The organism is Marinobacterium sp. MBR-109, from assembly GCF_040547565.1.
Lineage (GTDB): Bacteria > Pseudomonadota > Gammaproteobacteria > Pseudomonadales > Balneatricaceae > Marinobacterium.
On sequence record NZ_JBEPPZ010000006.1, the window covers coordinates 41,087 to 61,188 of the forward strand.

Annotated in this window: 12 protein-coding genes; 6 read left to right on the forward strand and 6 right to left on the reverse strand. The window is 58.4% G+C overall.

Annotated features, from left to right (window positions below; genetic code table 11):
• Complete coding sequence (locus tag ABIE60_RS09335; protein WP_354469162.1) at positions 1-1,002, forward strand: dihydroorotate dehydrogenase-like protein; 1,002 nt, start codon at positions 1-3, stop codon at positions 1,000-1,002.
• A gap of 166 nt (positions 1,003-1,168) precedes the next feature.
• Complete coding sequence (locus ABIE60_RS09340; RefSeq protein ID WP_354469163.1) at positions 1,169-2,941, forward strand: sensor domain-containing diguanylate cyclase; 1,773 nt, start codon at positions 1,169-1,171, stop codon at positions 2,939-2,941.
• Here ABIE60_RS09340 and ABIE60_RS09345 read toward each other — a convergent pair.
• Positions 2,925-3,830, reverse strand: a complete 906-nt coding sequence (locus tag ABIE60_RS09345) for a MurR/RpiR family transcriptional regulator (protein WP_354469164.1) — start codon at positions 3,828-3,830, stop codon at positions 2,925-2,927. The two genes, ABIE60_RS09340 and ABIE60_RS09345, sit on opposite strands and share 17 nt — an antisense overlap.
• Before the next feature lie 191 nt (positions 3,831-4,021).
• Between ABIE60_RS09345 and ABIE60_RS09350 the strand changes: the two genes are divergently transcribed.
• Positions 4,022-5,284 (forward strand): pyridoxal phosphate-dependent aminotransferase, encoded by a 1,263-nt coding sequence (locus ABIE60_RS09350; protein WP_354469165.1) that lies wholly within the window; start codon positions 4,022-4,024, stop codon positions 5,282-5,284.
• Between the two features lie 76 nt (positions 5,285-5,360).
• Here ABIE60_RS09350 and acnA read toward each other — a convergent pair whose 3' ends face one another.
• From acnA to ABIE60_RS09375, 5 genes are all read right to left on the reverse strand, one after another.
• Entirely contained in the window at positions 5,361-8,078 is a 2,718-nt protein-coding gene (gene acnA / locus ABIE60_RS09355) for an aconitate hydratase AcnA (protein WP_354469166.1), read from the reverse strand.
• Positions 8,079-8,123: 45 nt separating this feature from the next.
• Positions 8,124-10,517 (reverse strand): Lon protease family protein, encoded by a 2,394-nt coding sequence (locus ABIE60_RS09360; RefSeq protein WP_354469167.1) that lies wholly within the window; start codon positions 10,515-10,517, stop codon positions 8,124-8,126.
• Positions 10,518-10,539: 22 nt separating this feature from the next.
• Positions 10,540-11,790 (reverse strand): MgtC/SapB family protein, encoded by a 1,251-nt coding sequence (locus ABIE60_RS09365; RefSeq protein ID WP_354469168.1) that lies wholly within the window; start codon positions 11,788-11,790, stop codon positions 10,540-10,542.
• 157 nt (positions 11,791-11,947) lie between these two features.
• Positions 11,948-13,462, reverse strand: a complete 1,515-nt coding sequence (scpC, locus tag ABIE60_RS09370) for a succinyl-CoA:acetate CoA-transferase ScpC (RefSeq protein WP_354469169.1) — start codon at positions 13,460-13,462, stop codon at positions 11,948-11,950.
• Between the two features lie 326 nt (positions 13,463-13,788).
• Positions 13,789-15,150, reverse strand: coding sequence for a DEAD/DEAH box helicase (locus ABIE60_RS09375; RefSeq protein WP_354469170.1), 1,362 nt, complete (start codon positions 15,148-15,150; stop codon positions 13,789-13,791).
• Between the two features lie 139 nt (positions 15,151-15,289).
• Here ABIE60_RS09375 and ABIE60_RS09380 point away from each other — a divergent pair, with 139 nt between their 5' ends.
• From ABIE60_RS09380 to ABIE60_RS09390, 3 genes are all read left to right on the forward strand, one after another.
• On the forward strand, positions 15,290-15,751 hold the full coding sequence (locus ABIE60_RS09380; RefSeq protein WP_354469171.1) for a C40 family peptidase: 462 nt from the start codon (positions 15,290-15,292) through the stop codon (positions 15,749-15,751).
• 527 nt (positions 15,752-16,278) lie between these two features.
• Positions 16,279-17,250 (forward strand): ABC transporter substrate-binding protein, encoded by a 972-nt coding sequence (locus ABIE60_RS09385; protein ID WP_354469172.1) that lies wholly within the window; start codon positions 16,279-16,281, stop codon positions 17,248-17,250.
• Complete coding sequence (locus tag ABIE60_RS09390) at positions 17,234-20,026, forward strand: bifunctional diguanylate cyclase/phosphodiesterase (RefSeq protein ID WP_354469173.1); 2,793 nt, start codon at positions 17,234-17,236, stop codon at positions 20,024-20,026. Before ABIE60_RS09385 ends, ABIE60_RS09390 begins: the two co-directional genes overlap by 17 nt.
• Positions 20,027-20,102 lie beyond the last annotated feature (76 nt).

Consider the following 20,102-nt stretch of genomic DNA (forward strand, 5'->3'; position numbering starts at 1 on the left):
ATGAGTAAGCGACTGCATACCCGCTATATGGGGTTTGAACTGGACAGCCCGCTGGTGCCTGCAGCCTCCCCGCTGACGGCAACGCTGGAGGGGGCCTGTCGACTGGAAGATGCAGGGGCGGCGGCCATTGTCATGCACAGCCTGTTTGAGGAAGAGTGCAGCCGTGACCATGAGCTGCTGCACCATTTCCTGTATGAACAGGAAATTGGTCACTCGGAATCGGATGACTTCCTGCCCGTGCCTGACACCTTCCGGACCGCTGAAGAACATTATCTCGAACGGCTGCAGAGTATGAAGTCGCGTCTGAAGATACCAGTGATCGCCAGCTTCAACGGGGTCAGCCGAGAGGGCTGGGCGGAACATGCCGTCCAGCTGGCGCAGGCCGGTGCGGATGCGCTGGAGCTGAATATCTACCATATAGCGGCTTCGGTTCGCGAGAGCGGGGCCGAAGTGGAACAGCGCTACCTGGACATTCTCACCTCAGTACGTGCAGCCGTACCGCAGTTGCCGCTGGCGGTGAAGCTGTCGTCACGGTTTTCCAGCCCGGTACATATGGTGAATCTGCTGCGTGAAGCGGGTGCCGATGCGGTGGTCCTGTTCAACCGCTTTCTTGAGCCCACACTGGATTTGGAGACGCTGAAAATCAAACCTCAGTTACAGTTGTCCAGCCCGACTGAACTGAATGAACGTCTGCGCTGGGCCGCAATCATCCGTGCTCAGGTGGCACTGGACATGGCGATTACCGGTGGCGTGCATACGGGCGAAGACGTGATTCGTACGCAGCTTGTCGGTGCCGAGGTCGCTCAACTGGCCAGTGTGCTGATGCAGCAGGGAGAGGGTGTGCTGGCGCAGATGCGGGAAACGATGCTGAACTGGCTGGATCAGCACGAGTACGAATCTCTGGACCAGTTGCGTGGCAGCATCAGTTATGCCCGTGCCGAGGACCCCTCCGGCTGGGAGCGGGCCAACTATCTGGATACCCTGGATCAGTGGCGCCCCTGAGGCAGTGCGCGCCAGAAATGTCCCATGAAGGGAAAAGATTTTTCATGGAGCGGAATTTTTACTTTTCTCGGTTAACCGATCAGTTATCATCTATAGTCATTCAATACATTCATATGTCTCCATGTAGTGACATACCCTCAAGGTCGAGGAAGGGGAGAGGTGCTGGTTGAATCTTAAATCAAGGCTCAGCCTCCTCGCAGTCGTACTGATTCTTGCATCAGCCGCCGCCGTCTGGATCTCGGTTCAGACACTGGCAGAGCGGATCATTACGGAGTGGGCGCTCAGGTACGTTGAAAAGCAGGTTCTTTACGACAAGGAGCGGGTGCTGCAACCGCTGCTGCGTGAGATTGTGCTTGCACGTCAGCTGTCGAGCTCCCCGGTGTTGATCGAATGGCTGGAAGACCCGGATAACATCCTTGCCGAGTATCATGGCCTGATGGAGCTTGAGCGTTACCGTGAAAGCTTTACCGACAGCAACTACTTCCTCGGCGTCCTGCGCAATGGGCACTACTACTACAACAATGCCGAAAACGAGTTTGCCGGTGACCAGATGCGTTACCGGCTCAATCCCTCTGAGCCGGCCGACAGCTGGTTCTACGACCTGATCGAGCAGAACCGCGATCTGCATATCAACGTCAATCCGGATGCTCATCTTGGCGTGACCAAGCTATGGGTGGACGTACTGCTGCGCAATGCATCGGGTGAGGTGCTGGGGGTTGCCGGCACCGGCCTCAATCTCAGTGGTTTTCTGAATGATATTGTCGACAGTGGTGAAGAGGGCATCACCAGCCTGTTTGTCAATCATCAGGGAGCGATTCAGCTCTACCGCGACCAGTCGATGATCGACTTTGCCAGTCTGACCAAGGACGATAGTGATCAGAGTCGCTTGGGCCAGATGATGCAGGCGGAAGACTACAAGCGTCTGCAACTGGCGATGGCGCAGGTCAAGGCCGAACCCCAGAGTGTTGTCAGCCGCTTTGTCACCATTGACGGTACCCGCTATCTCGCCGGGGTGGCTTATCTGCCCGAGATTGACTGGTATGAAGTCACCCTGATGGACCTGAATCGCTTGCTGCCGCTGAGCCGGTTCAACTCCATCCTGATGATATTTGGCATTTCGCTGCTGATTACGGTACTGGTGTTCCGCATTGTGCTGGGGCGAGTGGTGCTGGAGCCCCTGCTGGCACTGGATCGGGCGATTCGCCGCTTCCGTAAGGGGGAGTACACCGGCGAGCCGCTGGATGTGCGTGCCAGTGGTGAAGTCGCTCGGCTGGTGGAAGAGTTCGAAAAAATGAGTCGTGAGGTATACGAGGCACGCACCAACCTTGAACAGAAGGTGCAGGAGCGCACCGAAGCCTTGAACCAGCTCAGCCAGACCGATCCACTGACTGGCCTGCTGAATCGTCGTGGCATGGACCAGCGTTTGCAGGAAGAGCTCAAGCGCAGTGCCCGTGAAGGTCGCCCGCTGGGCATCATCTGGATCGATCTGGACCTGTTCAAGGAGATTAACGATCGTTACGGGCATGCCGTCGGTGACGAAGCGCTGGTGGTGGTGGCAACGGTGTTGCGTTCGGTATTGCGTGAATATGACGCGGCCTCACGCTGGGGCGGTGACGAGTTCCTGATCATGATTCGTGATGCCGACAGGGGACTGATTGAGCATATCTCTGAGCGCCTGCTGCGGGTAATCCGCGGTCAGATAGTCAGAACACCCTGTGGTGCATCCTTGAGCATGACCTTCAGTATCGGTGCCAGCCTGACCCACACCGAAGACCACGAAGAGGTGCTGCGACAGGCCGATGCCGCGCTCTACGCGGCCAAGCAGGCCGGGCGCAATGGCTACCGCCTTTACACTGACGCGCTTGATGCCAAACCCGTCCCTGAGACAGCAGATCTGGCGGAGGGTCTTGCTGAGGGCGGAGTCAAAACTCGTCATTAAGCCGGCTGATCAACTCCTCCCGCAGGCTTAGCCGTTTCACTGCATCCTCTCCCAGCAGGCGTGCCGTTTGCAGCAGCAGCGTTTCACTCAGAAACTGGCTTGCGATCATACTGTTGGTATACAGCGGACTGTCACCGGAACCGATCAGGGCACAATCGGCCAGCTGTGCCAGTGGCGAGTGATGACTGTCAGTGACGACCAGCAGTGGCAGCCCATATTGATGGGCCACCTGAGCCAGCATTACCGAGTCGCGACTGTAGGGCTCCGAACCGAACATTACCAGCAGGTCGCGCTTGCCCAGGTCGGCCAGCGCCTGAGCCTGACCTTCCCCGGCAGCCCCGACCACCGCTGTATCATCCCGAATCAGCCCCAGCATATAGCTGAACATGACCGCCAGTCCAAACGACTGACGACGTCCGGCAACGCGGATACGACGCGCTTTCACAAGCAGCCGGGCTGCAGTCAACAGCTGTTCTTCACTCAGTTGGCTGGCGCTTTGAGTCAGGTTACTGACCTGGCGCTGAAGATGCTGGCCCACTCGACTGGCAATACTGGCGCTGTGATCGCTGCTCACCAGAGCACTGGCCTGAGCACTGTAATAGCGTCCGGGCTGACTCAGCGCCTGACGAAACAGCGACTGAAACTGCACGAACCCGGTAAAGCCGAGCAGTTTGGACAGCCGGGTCAGTGACGCGGGGCTTATGCCGGTGGCCTGAGCCAGCTCGGTGATGCTTTGTGTAGCCACCAGCCGTGGGTCGTCCAGCATCAAACAGAGTGCATTGAGAAGGCGCTTGCCCATCGGCAGCTGCAATTCGCCGCGTTTGAGCAGTGACGGCAGCTTGCGCAATTGCGCCAGTGACGCAGGCGGGAAGGAAAACGGAGTGCTCATGGCATTTTCATTCCTTTTTATCCATAGCCGGGGTGGTGCTCCTATCCATATGAAAACAAAGAATAAAAAATGGTTTAAATAAACATGCTGTCAAATTTATAAAAATAATTTTCCATAGTTTAGTTCATTATTGAAAAGATTTTCATCTGGTCCATATTACCCGCATATCAACACCCACAGGACCCATAACCATGTCTGTCGACGGCTATCTTCGCCCCATCAATCACTCCGAAACTTTGCTGATCAATGAGCGCTCCGGTGCGCTGGAAGCCACCCGCAAGGTATTCCGGTTCGGTTTTGGCCAGTCCCCCTTTCCGGTACCGGCAGGTGTGTCGGCACGGTTGCGGGACCATGCCGAGGAGAAATCCTACCTGCCGGTACAGGGGTTGAAAGCCCTGCGTGAGGCGGTGGCCACGTTTCATCGTGAGCAGGATGGTGTTGACTGGCAGGCGGAGCGGGTACTGGTAGGCCCGGGCAGCAAGCTGCTGATCTATGCCGTGATGGCGGCCTTTACCCGTGCCGAAGTGCTGCTGGTTTCACCCAGCTGGGTCTCCTATGAACCGCAGGCGCATCTGGCCGGTCATGTGGTACATCGACTGCAGACCACTGCAGAAAGCCATTGGCGGTTGAGTGCCGAACAGCTGGAACAATTCTGTACTCAGCGTGAGCAGCCTGAGCTGCCGTTGATACTGGTGTTGAACTACCCCGGCAACCCCAGCGGCACTACCTACAGCGAAGCCGAGTTGCAGGCGCTGGCCGGCGTAATGCGGCGCCACAACATTCTGGTGATCAGTGATGAGATCTACGGCATGCTCAATCATGCCGGTCAGCACCGCTCGCTGGCGCTCTATTACCCGGAAGGTACGCTGGTAACCGGCGGCCTGTCCAAGTGGTGCGGTGCCGGTGGCTGGCGCCTGGGTGTGATGCATGTGCCTGAAGCATTGGCGGGAAACTTGCTGCCGCGCCTGCTGGGTGTCGCCTCCGAGACCTGGTCCTGTGTCAGCTCACCGGTGCAGTATGCTGCCACCGAAGCCTATGCCTTTGGGCCTGAAGTGCAGGCCTATGTGGCACGTGAGCGCGAAGTGCTGAGCCTGATCGGCAACGCCGCCGCAGTCAGATTGAACGAAGCCGGTGTTGCCACTGCTTCACCTGAAGGCGGCTTCTACCTGTTCCCGGACTTTGCCGGCTGGCGCGAGCAGCTGGCACGGCGCGGGATTCACAGCTCGGATCAGCTGTGCACAGCGCTGCTGGAAGAGGCAGGCGTGGCTTTGCTGCCGGGCACGGCATTCGGCATGCCGGCACAAGAGCTGGTGGCTCGCCTGTCCTATGTAAATTTTGATGGCGCCTTGGCGCTGCAGCCGAATGTTGAGCTGGAGCTGGTCGCTCTGCCGGTGCTGGAAGGCATTGCCGCCATCAACCACTGGCTGGCGCAGCAGGGCCAGGAGGCCGCCTGAGTCACACCGCAGGAAGAAAAAAGGCCCGTATGCCTGAACGCTTGCGGGCCTTTTAGCCGCTATGCACCGTACCTGATCAGGCAGCACCGATCATCCGGCGCAGCACGTAGTGCAGAATGCCGCCATGGCGGTAGTAGGCCAGTTCGTTGCCGGTATCGATGCGACAGCGAACGCTGGCCTGAGCTTCACGCCCGTCAGGGTAGCGTATCTGCAGGCTCAGTCGCTGTTGCGGCTGTAACTGGCTCAGCCCGGTCAGACTGATCTCCTCCTCACCGGTCAGGGCCAGCTGCTTGCGGTCGGTATCGACAAACTCCAGCGGCAATACCCCCATGCCCAGCAGGTTGGAGCGGTGGATGCGCTCGAAGGACTCGGCGATCACGGCGCGTACGCCGAGCAGGCGCGTGCCCTTGGCGGCCCAGTCTCGGGACGAGCCGGTGCCATACTCCTTGCCGGCGATCACCACCAGTTCATGCCCTTCCTGCTGGTAACGCATGGCAGCATCGTAGATTGAAAGCTGCTCACCACTGGGGAAATGGCGAGTTTCACCCCCTTCTACACCGTCCAGCATCTCGTTACGAATACGTACGTTGGCAAAGGTGCCACGCATCATCACCTCATGGTTGCCTCGGCGTGAACCATAGGAGTTGAAGTCCTTCTGCTCCACACCCAGTTGCTGCAGGTAGCGACCGGCAGGGCTGTCCGGTTTGATCGCACCGGCCGGGGAAATATGGTCGGTGGTGACCGAATCACCCAGCAGCGCCAGAACCCGAGCACGGGTGATCTCCTCGACCGGCTCGGGCTTTCGGCTCATGCCGGTAAAGAAGGGGGGCTGCTGGATATAACTGGAGTCGGGCCAGTCATAGGTGTTGCCGGTGGCCACTTCGATCGCCTGCCACTGGGCATCGCCATCAAAGACCGCAGCGTATTCACGCTGGAACATTTCGGTGTTGACCTGCTCCAGCGCTTCGGCAATTTCGGCCTGGCTGGGCCAGATATCTTTCAGGTAGACCGGTTTGCCATCTCGGTCTGTCCCGAGCGGCTCATCGGCCAGGTTGATATCCACCCGACCGGCCAGCGCAAAGGCAACCACCAGCGGTGGCGAGGCCAGCCAGTTGGTTTTCACGGCCGGGTGTACGCGGCCCTCAAAATTGCGGTTGCCGGACAGTACCGATGCAACGGTGAGGTCCTGCTCACGCACGGCGATCTCGATCGGCTCCGGCAGCGGGCCGGAGTTGCCGATACAGGTGGTACAACCGTATCCCACCAGATTAAAACCGAGTTGATCCAGTGCCCTGTTCAGCCCGGCCGCCTGCAGGTAATCCGTCACGACCTTGGAGCCGGGGGCCAGCGAGCTTTTGACCCAGGGTTTGCGCGTCAGCCCCTTTGCCACCGCCTTCTGTGCCAACAGGCCGGCTGCCAGCATCACGCCCGGGTTGGAGGTGTTGGTGCAGGAGGTGATCGCCGCAATCACCACTGCGCCGTGCCGAAGCTTGAATCGCTCATCGGCGTATTCCACGTCCACTTCACCGGATGCACCGGGGGCGGGTTGTCCACCCTCGTCTTCCAGGTCACTTACGGCATCGGCCGGAGGAGCACTGAGGCTCAGGGCCATCAACTCATCAAAGCGGGATTTGAGCTGGCTCAGCGCGACTCGATCCTGAGGTCGCTTCGGGCCTGCCAATGACGCTTCCACGCTGCCCAGATCCAGTTCCAGTGTTGAGGTGAAAATGGGCTCATCGCCCGGATTGCGCCACAGGCCCTGTTCCCTGCAGTAGGCCTCGACCAGTGTGACCTGTTCCTCGCTGCGACCAGACAGGCGCAGATAGCGCAGGGTTTCTTCATCGACCGGGAAAAAGCCGCAGGTAGCGCCGTACTCCGGTGCCATGTTGGCCAGGGTGGCGCGGTCGGCCAGTGGCAGTTGCGCCAGGCCATCGCCGTAAAACTCGACGAACTTGCCGACGACGCCATGCTTGCGCATCATTTCGGTAACCGTCAGTACCAGGTCGGTGGCGGTGATGCCTTCGCGCAGGGCTCCTGTCAGCTTGAAACCCACCACTTCGGGGATCAGCATGGAGATCGGCTGTCCCAGCATGGCCGCTTCTGCCTCGATGCCGCCCACACCCCAGCCCAGAATGCCAAGGCCGTTGATCATGGTGGTGTGGGAGTCGGTGCCCACCAGCGTATCCGGGTAGACCCAGACCTTGCCGTCCCGCTCCTCACGCCAGACGGTCTGACCCAGATATTCCAGATTGACCTGATGGCAGATGCCGGTACCCGGTGGTACTACGCGGAAGTTGTCAAAGGCAGTCTGGCCCCAGCGCAGGAAAGCGTAACGCTCGTGGTTGCGCTCCATTTCGAGTTTGACGTTGTCATGAAAGGCGTCGGCGCTGGCAAAATGGTCCACCATCACCGAATGGTCGATTACCAGATCCACCGGCGACAGCGGATTGACCTGTTGTGGGTCGGCCCCGAGCGCTGCAACGGCATCACGCATGGCGGCCAGATCAGCCACACCGGGAACGCCGGTAAAGTCCTGCATCAATACACGAGCCGGGCGGTAGGCGATCTCGCGCTCGGAGTGGCCGCCCTGATGCTGCCAGTCCACCAGTGCCTGCAGGTCTTCAAGCTGTACCGCATCGGTATCGATATGGCGCAGCAGATTTTCCAGCAGTACCTTGAGTGAACAGGGCAGGCGGCTGATATCACCCAATGAGTCGGCGGCCTGTTTCAGACTGCTGTAAGTGTATTGTTTCGACCCCAGTGTAAGGGTTTGTGTCACCTCATCTGCGTTCATCGTTTGAATCCTCCTGCCTGTGGCGTGAGTGAAAGGTTTACAAGACTAGTCATCCCCTTTGGCGGCCAGTTTGCGCGCCTGTTCGGCCCAATCCGACAACTGCAGCTGCACCATGCCGTTAACCGTAGAGGGCGGGTAACGTCCGTCGCTGTCGGCCGCCCCCGCTTCCCGTTCAAACAGCAGCTCAATCAGCTGATCCAGCTGGCTGACAGCGTGAATGGAAAACTGCCCTTCGCGACAGGCTTCCACCACCTCTTCACTCAAGATCAAGTGTGGCTCGTTGCCGGCGGGAATGATCACCCCATGGCTGCCATCCAGCCCGCGTGAACGGCAGAGTTCAAAAAAGCCCTCGATTTTTTCGTTGACGCCGCCGATCGCCTGAATTTCACCATGCTGATTGATGGAGCCGGTCACGGCGAAGCCCTGTTTCAGCGGCAGTCTGGTGATGGCGGACAGCAGCACGCACAGTTCAATGGCGGAGGCGCTGTCGCCGTCCACCGGGCCGTACGACTGCTCGAACACCAGACTGGCGTTGAGCGAAAGCGGTTGATTGCGGGCGTAACGGGCACCGATGCAGGCACCGAGGATCATTACGCCCTTGGAGTGCAGTGGCCCACCCAGCTTGATCTCGCGTTCGATATCCAGCATGCGACCACTGCCCATGCGGGCTGTTGCGGAGATTCGACTGGGCTTGCCGAAGCGCTGGTCTCCGAGCTGGAATACTGAGAGTCCGTTTGCCTGGCCCACTGCGGTGCCGCTGGTGTTGACGATCAAGGTGCCGCGCTCGATCTGCTGTTGCAGCAGCTCGGAGTACTGGCTGCTGCGATAGCGCTGCAGATCAATCGCTTTCTGTACATGGTTGCGGCCGGTCAGTGATGCACCCTGACGCAGTGCCCAGAAGCTGGCCTCACGCAGCAGGTCGATCAACTGCCCGCGGTTGAGCGACAGCTTTTCGCTGTCGTCCATCTGACGAGAGCTGTGCTCAATTACGGCTTCCAGCGCACTGCGGTCAAAATGGGTCAGTCCCTCTTCGCGTACCAGCATGGTGATCAGGCCGATGAAACCTTCCAGGTTTTCACGTTCACGATCGAACCCCTCGGCAAAATCGGCGTATACCTTGAACAGTGTCGTAAACTCGGGATCATAATGCTTGAGCAGGTAGTAGAGGCGACGATCTCCGATCAGCACTACGCGGACATTGAGCGGTATCGGTTCGGGCTCCAGTGAGCGGGTGCCGCTGATGCCGTACATTTTTTCCAGCGGGTCGATACGGATTTCCCGGTTGCGAAGGGCTCGTTTGAGGCCTTCCCAGGCAAAGGGAAAAGAGAGCAGTTTCTGCGCATCCACCACCAGGTAGCCGCCATTGGCCCGGTGCAGGGCGCCGGGCTGGATCAGGCTGAAATCGGTACTCAGGGTGCCGAAATGTGCCTCGTATTCGATCCGGCCGATCAGGTTCTGATAGCTGGGAATATCCTCGTACACCATGGGTGCACCGCCATTCTTTTCATGCCCCACCAGTACGTTGATCTGGTAACGGCGGAACTTGCCCGAGCGGGCACGTTTGTGCAGCGGGGCGCGTTCCTCTTCCTCGGACGGCAGAAAGTCGTCCACGTTTTCGATCATGTCCTGATGGATCGTATCAAGGAAGTTGAGTACCTCGGTGTGGCTGCCGTACTTCTGACGCAGGTTGTTCAGTGCCGGGTCGATGACGCCCTGAGTGGTTTCCTGCTCCAGCTCGCGGATGCGTGCCTGATGCTCCTGATGCATTTTCGGCACTTCGTGCACCAGTTCGGTCAGCTCCTCGTTGAGTTCGTCTACTGCGGCCTTGATCCTGTCCTGCTCTTCCTGCGGCAGCTTGCTGAACTGGTCCGGCGTCATCAGCTTGCCATCACGAACCGGCCCAAGGGTATAGCCGCCGGGGGTACGCATCAGCGTGATGCCGGACTCGCGCGCCTTCTGCCCAAGCGCCTTGAAGCTCTGTTCCTCTCGCGCTTGAAACTCTTCGTTCAGGGCCTGCAGCTGAGTGCGGTACTCGTCGCTCTTGAACTGTGCCGGTATGCGCATCAGCAGGATTTCAATCAGTTTGCGCAGGTCTTCATGCAGGTTCTGTCCCATACCACGGGGCAATACCAGCTTGAACGGCTGGTTGGGTCGGTCAAAGTTATGGATATAGCAGCAGTCGTTGGGCTCCTCGCCACTGGCAGCTTCGGCGCTGATGATACGTGATACCAGCTCGCGCTTGCCGACGCCGGTGGAGCCGCTGACAAAGATGTTGTAGCCCGGGTGGTCGATACCGATGGCAAACTGGATCGCATCCAGTGCACGTGACTGCCCCAGTGCAGAATAATCCGGGGTGATGTCGGCGGTGGAGGTGACACCCAGCGCTTCCAGATCACAGCGGTGGCGTAACTGTTCGGGTTTCAGCAGTGTCTCTTGCATGTCAGCTTCCATTATTGCGGACTCAGAGTATCCATAAGGTTAGCAGTGCCAGCGCAACGGCGAGTAATAAACCGGGCCACAGAGGTCGACAAAGTGAGGCATGCCCAGCAAACAGGGCCAGCCCACCCTTGACCAGGGTGTTGGTGATCGCGGCCAGCGTGATGCCGGTGACGGCAGTATCCGTGCCGATGCTGTCTCTTGCCATGCGCGCCAGCGTCAGTGTAATCGCATCCACATCGGTCAGTCCGGCCACAATGGATACTATCCATAACCCCTCTTCACCCAGCTGTTCACGAATGCCGTGAGCGATCAGCAGAATGACCACCAGCAGGGCACCAAACTGCAGGGCCGGTATCAGCTGAAACGGCTCGGTGGACAGCTTGCCGGTATCAACCTCTGCATAGGGCTCACGGGTACGCCAGAGCCAGACGGCACTCAGCACACAACCCAGCGTCATGGCCAGCATGGGGGGCAGCAGTTCCGGCAGCAGTTCACGGTTGACCACCGCCACTTCAAATAAAATACGCGGATACATGATCGCCGAGGCTAGCAGAATGCCACAGGCCAGCAGACGCGGCATGGGCACGCGGACATTCATGCGCGCCAGGCTCAGGGTCAGTGCAGTACTGGATGCCAGCCCCCCCAGAATACTGGTGATCATCACGCCCTTGTCGGGCCCGGTCAGGCGCATGGCAAAGTAGGCCGCCAGACTGATACCGGCGATCAGCACCACCATCAGCCAGATCTCGTAGGGGTTGAGTGCATCCCAGGGGCCGTAGCTCTGGTTGGGCAATACAGGCAGCAGTACGGCCGAAATCAGTGCCAGCTGGAGGATGCCGCGCATCTCACTGTCGCTGAGGTGCTCCAGCGCCTGGTGCAGCGTCTGCTTGAAATGCAGCACGATGGTGGTGATGACGGCGACGGCAACAGCCAGGCTGAGGTCACCCAGCACGGTGAGCAGGCCGGTGAGGTAGGTGACGATACCGGCGACGACGGTGGTCATGCCGTAGTCGTGGTCATCGTTGGAGTCGAGCCAGTGGGCCAGCCCCAGCAACAGTGTTACCGACAGCCCCATGGCGATGGCAATACCGGGGCCGAGCGGTGTCGTGAGGACCCCGGCCAGCGCACCGCTGAGGGCCAGCAGACCGAAGGTGCGGATGCCCGCAATACGACCACCCGCGGGGGTATTGCGTTCGTGCCAGCCGCGCTGCAGCCCGATCAGCATGCCCAGTGCCAGTGCCACCAGTAACAGCAAGAGTTGAGAGCTGTCCATAAAGCCTCCTGCAGGGCTGCAACGGCAGCCCGGTTGACTCACTACAGGGTAACAGATCCTGTGCGGAACGGGAGTCTGGCCAGCGCGGGTTACGGGCACAAAAAAGGCGCCTCAGGAGGGGCGCCAAACGCTTAGAGCATAGGGATTGAGGGGCGGGTTACATCCGCCCCTCGGTTTCGTAGCGCTGGTGCCAGCTCAGGGCTTCATCCAGCAGGTGTGGCGTATGCATGCCTCGACCGCTGGCACAGGCGCGGTTGAAATAGTCCAGCAGGTGTTCGCGGAAATCCGGGTGTGCACAGTTGTTGATGATCGTATGGGCACGCTGGCGCGGTGACAGTCCGCGCAGATCCGCCAGCCCCTGTTCGGTGACGATGATCTTCACGTCGTGCTCGGTGTGATCCACATGGGACACCATCGGCACGATGGAAGAGATCGCTCCGTCCTTGGCCGTGGAGGGCGAGACGAAGATCGACAGGTAGCCGTTGCGGGCAAAATCCCCCGAACCGCCGATACCGTTCATCATTCGGCTGCCCATGATATGGGTCGAGTTCACGTTGCCGTAAATATCGGCTTCGATCAGCCCGTTCATGGCGATGATGCCGAGCCGACGTGCAAGCTCCGGATGGTTGGAGATATCCTGCTGGCGCAGAATGATCTTGTCGCGGTACAGGTCGATGTTCTCATCGAACTCACGAATGCCGTCGGGACTCAGCGAGAAGGCGGTGGCCGAGGCAACACCCAGGGTGCCGGATTTGAGCATCTTCAGCATGCCGTCCTGGATCACTTCGGTGAAGGCGGTCAGGTTTTTGAACGGGCCCGCATCCAATCCTTCCAGCACCGCATTGGGGATGTTGCCGACACCGGACTGGATCGGCAGCAGCTCTTTCGGCAGGCGGCCGATTTCAATCTCGCGCTGAAAAAATTCGAGAATATGTTCGGCGATCCGTTTGGAGATGGCATCCGGTGCCTTGAACGGAGAGTTACGATCCGCCGCCGAGGTTTCCACCACCGCGATCACTTTATCCACAGGGCAGTGCAGATAGGCTTCACCGATGCGATCTGCCGGGTGGGTCAGCATGATAGGGTTGCGGTTCGGTGGCAGGGCAGTGCCGTAATAGATGTCGTGCATCCCTTCCAGCTTGGCGTTCTGCTGGGCGTTGACCTCAAGAATGATTCTGTCGGCCTGCTCGATCCAGGTCTTGTTGTTGCCGATGGATGAAGAGGGGATCAGGCTGCCATCCTCGCGGATACCGGCGACTTCGATCAGGGCGATATCCATCTTGCCGAGAAAGCCCGACCAGGCGTATTGCGACACTTCAGACAGGTGGTAATCCACATAGTCCATAGTGCCACTGTTGATCCGCTCGCGGCAGATCGGGTCGCTCTGGAACGGCAGGCGCATTTCGATGCCGTCCACTTCCGCCAGTGCGCCATCCAGCTCGGGTGCGGTAGAGGCACCGGTCCAGACATTGATCCGAAACGGTTTGCCGCCAGCGGCGTTATGGCGGCGAATACGTTCGGCCAGCGCTGCTGGGACTGCCTTGGGATAACCGGCACCGGTGAAGCCGCTCATGCCGACGTTGGCACCGGGGGAGATCAGTTCAGCCGCCTGTTCGGCGCTCATGATGCGTTCACGCAGACGCGAACACTGAATTCGTGAAGTTGATGACATGGTCGATCCTGTTTGTTGTCAACAAGCCTGCATATTCTGATAGTGATTAATATTTATGCAGTCTGGTGGAGGCGGATTCTAGCAGTGAATGCGGGAATGTATGTGGTTTGATTGTTGCAATTATGTAAAACAGTGGCCCGAATTGAGCAAAATAATGCTGGTTTTTGTCGATATTGCGAAATTAAGTTGCGATTATGACAACAAATAGCGATCGCTCGCTGGGTGAGAACGCTGTTGCGCCGGGGATGGGGCGGGGTGGAGGCGGTGCTGCGAGCCGGTCGCTGCAGGAAGCAGCGGGCCGGCATCAGTGGCAGTGCAACGCGGGATCAGCTGTCGCTGTCGGAGCGTTTTTTCTTCAACGGCATAAAGCCATCGGCCAGATCGGCAGGGGGCTTGGGTGCCGCTGTTGTGCGGCGCTTGCCCACCTGTTTGCGGTCACGCAGGCGCTGTTTTCCCTCAGGCTTGGCGGCTGACTTTTTGCCGTCCTTGCTGTCGCTCTTTTTCTTTTTGGTGCCGGCAGCCTTTCCCGAGGCTTTCAGCTTCTTCGGCCCCTTGTAGTTGGCTTCCACACCTTTCAAGGTGCGGCGCTCGAATTTGATGCGCAGGTAACGCTCGATGCTGGACATCAAATTCCATTCGGTATGCTCGATCAGGCAGATCGCCAGCCCCGGCTTGTCCTGACGCCCGGTACGACCGACCCGGTGCAGGTGTTCGTCACCCTTGCGTGCCATATCAAAGTTGATGACCATGTCCAGCCCCTGAATATCGAGGCCTCGGGCAGCCACATCGGTGGCGACCAGAATATTGATCTTGCCGCTGCGCATCAGTCCCATCACGTGCTTGCGCTCATCCTGACTCATCTCGCCGTGCAGCACACCGGAGCGGCGGTTTTGGCGCTGCAGGCTTTTGGCCAGCCACTGCGCCTTGACGCGGGTGTTGGTGAAGATGATCACCTTGTCATAGGTTTCATTGGCCAGCAGCCATTCCACCAGCCGTTCCTTGTGCTTGTCGTCATCGGCCAGAATGATCTGCTGCTGAATATTGGCCTGAGCGTTTTGCGGCGTGTTCAGCAGCAACTGTTCCGGCTCATTCAGCACCTGCGGCAGCAGGTCATGCACGCCGGGATGAGTCAGAGTGGCGGAAAACACCATAGACTGGCGCTCCTTGCGGCAGATTTCGGTGATCGCCAACACCTCATCACGGAAGCCCATGTCGAGCATGCGGTCGGCTTCATCCAGAATCAGGAATTCCAGATCTCCGAAATCCAGGGTTTCGCGTTCCAGATGCTCCATCAGGCGGCCGGGTGTGGCGACCAGTATCTCCGGGTTTTTGCGCATCTCGGCGGCCTGCTCCTTGAAGCCGGTGCCGCCACAGACAGTCATGGTAGTGACGCGGGTAAAGGTGGCCAGATCCTTGACGCTTTGACATACCTGCTCGGCCAGCTCACGCGTGGGGGTCAGAATCAAGCCACGGGTGCCGGTGTTGGGCGATGGGTTATCCAGAAAGTGCTGCAGCATCGGCAGCACAAAGGCCAGTGTCTTTCCGCTGCCGGTTTCGGCACCAACGATCAGATCCTTGCCCTCCAGAGCCGGGGGCAGCGCCGCCAGCTGGACAGCCGTGGGTTGGGTAAAGCCAAGTTTATCGATCGCCATGAGCAGGCGGTCATGCAGCATCAGGTCAGCAAACACGGGTTTTTTCTCGCTTGAAATCAGTTGCGAGCATACTAGCAGAAAGCGCGTGACAGAGCTGCACTGAAGCGGGTTATTGGCTTGACCTTGCATGCTTTGAGTGGTTAAACATTAAGCATAAATATTTCAGGAGACGGTCATGCCACGCTCACTTACGTTGCTGACACTGATGACGCTGCTGCTGGCGGGCTGCAGCAGTGCTCCGCGTTATGGCCATACGCCAGCTGATCTGCATCACCCACAACGACAGCAACTCCTCGACCACTACAGCCAGTGGGCGGGGACTCCCTATCGTTACGGTGGCCAGGACCGTTCAGGTGTGGACTGTTCCGGCTTTATCCAGCGGGTCTATGCGGATCTGGATGGTACCCGGTTGCCGCGCACCACGGAAAAGCAGGCTCGTATAGGTGCTCTTGTGAAGCGACACCAGCTGCAGCCGGCGGATCTGGTCTTTTTCAAGACCGGCTGGAAGCAGCGCCATGCCGGTATCTATATCGGCAACGGCGAGTTTATCCACGCTTCGGCCAGTCGCGGGGTCATGATTTCGCGGCTGGATAATCCCTACTGGGAGGATGCCTGGTGGATGGCACGACGTCCCTGAACAGGGTACATGTATGAACGGAGTATTAATCCTCAGTTCATACATGTTTTATGCACAGGCGTTGCGCGCTTGTCCTGAGGTTCTGTTGGGGGTGTGAACAAAAAACGTGAGCGACTTCAGATCAAGGGTCAAATCAACAGAAATGGCGTCTGATTGGGGTTGACAAAATTGGCCTGAGGAAAACCGTCCCAATCTCGATCAAGAATTGTACGCTTTTGAAATAATTCTATTAAACAATAAGTTATGGTTTTGTTTTGCATCCTGTCCCGAACTTATCCCTGAGGTTGTACACAGAATATGTGAGCAAAATCGGACAGGTTATCAACTGCCCTGAAAGTGTTTGATAAATGTGAATACTTCAGTGAATAACATGTATGAATGATGCATCCTTCAGGCGGTTTCGGACGGTCATTCACAGGGTGCTGGAACTTTGGTATGGGACAGCCCCTTTCCACCTCTGGCGGCGGGGACTTGGTGGTTCGGTTGCGGTAAACTGTCGTCATAAATAGTCATGGAGAGTGGCCAGGATGCGGCTAAAAAGACGACTGCGAGTATTGTGCCTGCTGATCACCTTTCTGGTGACAGCCGGCTGTCTGTCATCCCCGCCATCCCCCGTCAAGCTGGGTACCAACCTATGGCCCGGCTATGAGCCTCTCTATCTTGCGCGTGAGCAGGGCTACCTGTCGGAAGACAGGGTCCGCCTGGTTGAGCTGCTGTCGGCCAGTGAGGTCATGCGTGCCTACCGCAACGGTGCCATTGACGCAGCGGCGCTGACACTGGATGAGGTCATCAGCCTGCGTGAAGCGGGCCTGCGACCGGTGATCGTGCAGGTGGCGGACATATCCAACGGGGCTGATGTCATTCTGGCGCGTCCAGGCTTTAAGCAGATACAAGACCTGCGTGGCAAGCGCGTTGGAGTGGAAGCAACGGCCCTGGGGGCCTATATGCTGTCGCGTGCACTTGCACTGCATGACATGAGCGCCGCGGATGTGGAAATTGTCCACCTTGAAGTTAACGAGCACCATGAGGCCTGGCTCAGAGGGCAGGTGGATGCGGTGGTGACATTTGAACCCGTACGCCAGCAGCTGTTGGCGCAGGGGGCGGTTATACTGTTTGACTCTTCCATGATTCCCGGCGAGGTGGTGGATTTGCTGGTGGTGCGTGAGTCACTGCTGAAATCCCACCGCAGACAGATCCATCATCTTATCGATGCCTGGCACCGGGCGCTGGAGCATTTGCACCAGTCGCCCGAGCAGGCGGCCGAAGTGATGACAGCTCGTATTGGCGGCTCGGCCACTGATGTGCTCAGCAGCCTGCAACAACTGGAGCTGCCGGGCCCGAAGCGATCATCAGCCCTGATGAGCGGCAAGCCTTCCGAGCTGCAACAGCAGGCAGAGGCGCTGGCAAAGCTGATGCTCGAACAGGGGCTGATGCAGCAGTTGCCTGATCTGTCCGGGCTGGTTTACGCGGATTATCCGAGCTATGAAACTGATCACTGAATTGCCACTGCGGCGCATCCTGCCAATCACCATAGTGCTGTTTGCACTTCTGATGCTGGCACTGGCCTTCGGTCTGATCAAACCCTATCTGGGCCAGCTGCTGCATCAGAACATGGAAGACAGCCTGCGCTATACACTCAATCGGCTGCAGGGTACGACCGAGTACATGCTGGGCCGAGGTGACCTGGAAGGCGTGAAACGTGAAGTGGCTGCCAGCAGCGCCCATCGTGAAGTCAAATACCTGCTGGTGACTGATCCTCAGGGACAAGTCATTGCATCCAGTCGTATTGCGCAAGTGGGCAAACCCCTGAACAGCCTTAACCTGCATTTTGATCCGGAGCTGATTGCCCGGGCGACCAGCTCCCGACAGCCGGTATATCAACATCAAAGTGTGGGGGAAAATACCCTGTATGGCCTGATGCCCTACATCTACTTTGATGAACAATCTTCCCTGCAGGACAACTGGGGGCTGGTGCTGGTAGAGCTGGATCTGGAGCGCTCCATGGCGCCCCTGCTGCATCGGCTGGATCGTCTGTTCGTGTGGGTGGCCCTGGCAGTCGTGCTGTTGGCGGGACTGGCCTGGGTGCTGATTGAGCGGGCGGTGAGTCGGCGTTTGTTGCTGATTACCAATACGGCGGCGGCACTGGCCGCTGATGAGCTGGGGCAGCGTACGGGCCTCAAGGGGCGTGATGAGTTGAGCCTGATCGGGCAGGCCATCGACAAGATGGCGGCGCGGCTTGAGCAAAGCCGGGGGCAACTGCTGCAGGCCAATCGGCAGATGGAAAATATCCTGCGCTTTATTCCCTCCATGGTGTACATCAAGGACACCAAAGGGTTCTATCGCATGGTCAACGAGCGATTTATCGAGACCTTGGGTAAGCCTGACGAAACCGGCACTACCGTGTTTGACCTGGTTCCCGAGCCCTGGGCCGGCGAAATTACAAAGCGTGATCGCGAGGTGATGCAAACAGGCAAGGCGATGCAGTTCCAGACAAGTTTTCCGGTAAACGGTGAGATGCACAACTGGTTCATGGTCAAGTTTCCGCTGGTGGCCGAGGACGGTGTCCCCTATGCCCTGTGCACTGTTGCCACCGATGTGACCGAGCAGGAAAGGAACGAAAATCTGGCGCGTATCGCCCAGCGCATCTTCGAGCACACGGCCGAGGGCATCATGATCACCGATGCCGACAATCGCATAGTGGACGTAAACCAGTCGCTGCTGGAGATGACCGGCTATGACCGTGATGAGCTGCTGGGGCAGCCCCCCTCGGTTCAGAAGTCAGAGCATCAGGACGCAGCGTTCTACGCCCGCATGTGGCAGGACATCCAGCGCAATGGCAAATGGAACGGTGAATTGTGGAACCGGCGTGCTGACAAAACGGTCTATCCGGTGCGTCTGTCGATCAGTACCATCCTCAACCGCAAGGGAGAACTGGATGGCTATTTTGGCATTTTCCAGGACATTACCGAAGAGAAAAACGCTGAGCGCAATCTGCACCAGCTCGCCTATCACGATACCCTGACCGGTCTGTACAACCGCACCGAATTCATGCGCCGGCTGACAGAAGCGCTGCGCCGGGGCAAACGCTACGGTGAAGCCTTTGGTCTTTTGTTTATTGATCTGGACCTGTTCAAGGAGGTCAACGACACCCATGGCCATGCCGTGGGCGACCAGCTGCTGTGTCAGGTGGCCGAGCGGCTCAAGGGCTGCCTGCGCGAGTCGGACAGTGCCTTCCGCCTGGGGGGGGACGAGTTCACCGTACTGCTGCCGCAACCGGAAGGGGATGACAGCCTGTCGGCGGTCGCCGACAAGCTGATCGAGCAACTGAAAACCCCGTTCAGAATCGAAGGACGTACTGTTCATATCGGCTCCAGTATCGGCATCGTCAGTTATCCGCGTGATGGCGAGGATCAGGACACTCTGGTCGGCCATGCCGATGCAGCCATGTATTTTGCCAAGGAACTCGGTCGTGGTCGGTACGCTTTCTTCGACCCGCAAATCAACGCCCGTAACCAGCGCAACATGCGGATCAAGGCGGGGCTTAACGAGGCGCTGGAGCGTAACGAGCTGTATCTGGTCTACCAGCCCAAGGTGCTGCCAGGCGGCGAAATTTGTGGCTATGAAGCACTGATGCGCTGGCACAGCCATGAGCTGGGTCTGGTATCACCGGCTGAATTCATACCGATTGCCGAAGCCAGTCAGGCACTGGAGCCGATGACGGTCTGGCTGCTGCATCAGGTGGGGCGTGACCTGCAACAGCTGCCGCTGAAAGGCCTCCAGATCAGCATCAACCTGTCGCCACGCCAGTTCCAGAGTGGCAGCTGGTCGGATGCACTGCGTGAGGTATTGGAAGAGTACCACCTGCGGCCAGAGCAGTTCTGTATCGAAGTGACAGAGAGCGCGCTGGTGGAAAACTTCAACACCACCGTGGCGCAGCTCTCCGAGGTGCAAGCGCTGGGGGTTGAGGTGGCCATCGACGACTTCGGTACCGGTTACTCATCGCTGGAGTACCTCAAGCGGCTGCCGATTGACTACCTCAAGGTGGACCGTTCTTTTGTGCGTGATATCGATACTGATGCCGATGACCGGATTATTGTGCAAACCATTATCCTGCTGGCCCACTCCCTGGGGTTGAAGGTGGTGGCCGAAGGGGTTGAAACAGCCGAACAGGCGGAATTCCTTGGACAGCAGGCCTGCGATGAACTGCAGGGCTATCTGTTTGCACCACCGCGCAGGCTTGAAGATCTGGGCGATACAGCTGTAAAAAGCCAGTGATTTCGGTAACTTGCAAAATAATTTAGCCTTCGTGCTTGACACCTCGGCGCAGGACTGTAAAATCTGCGCCCATCCT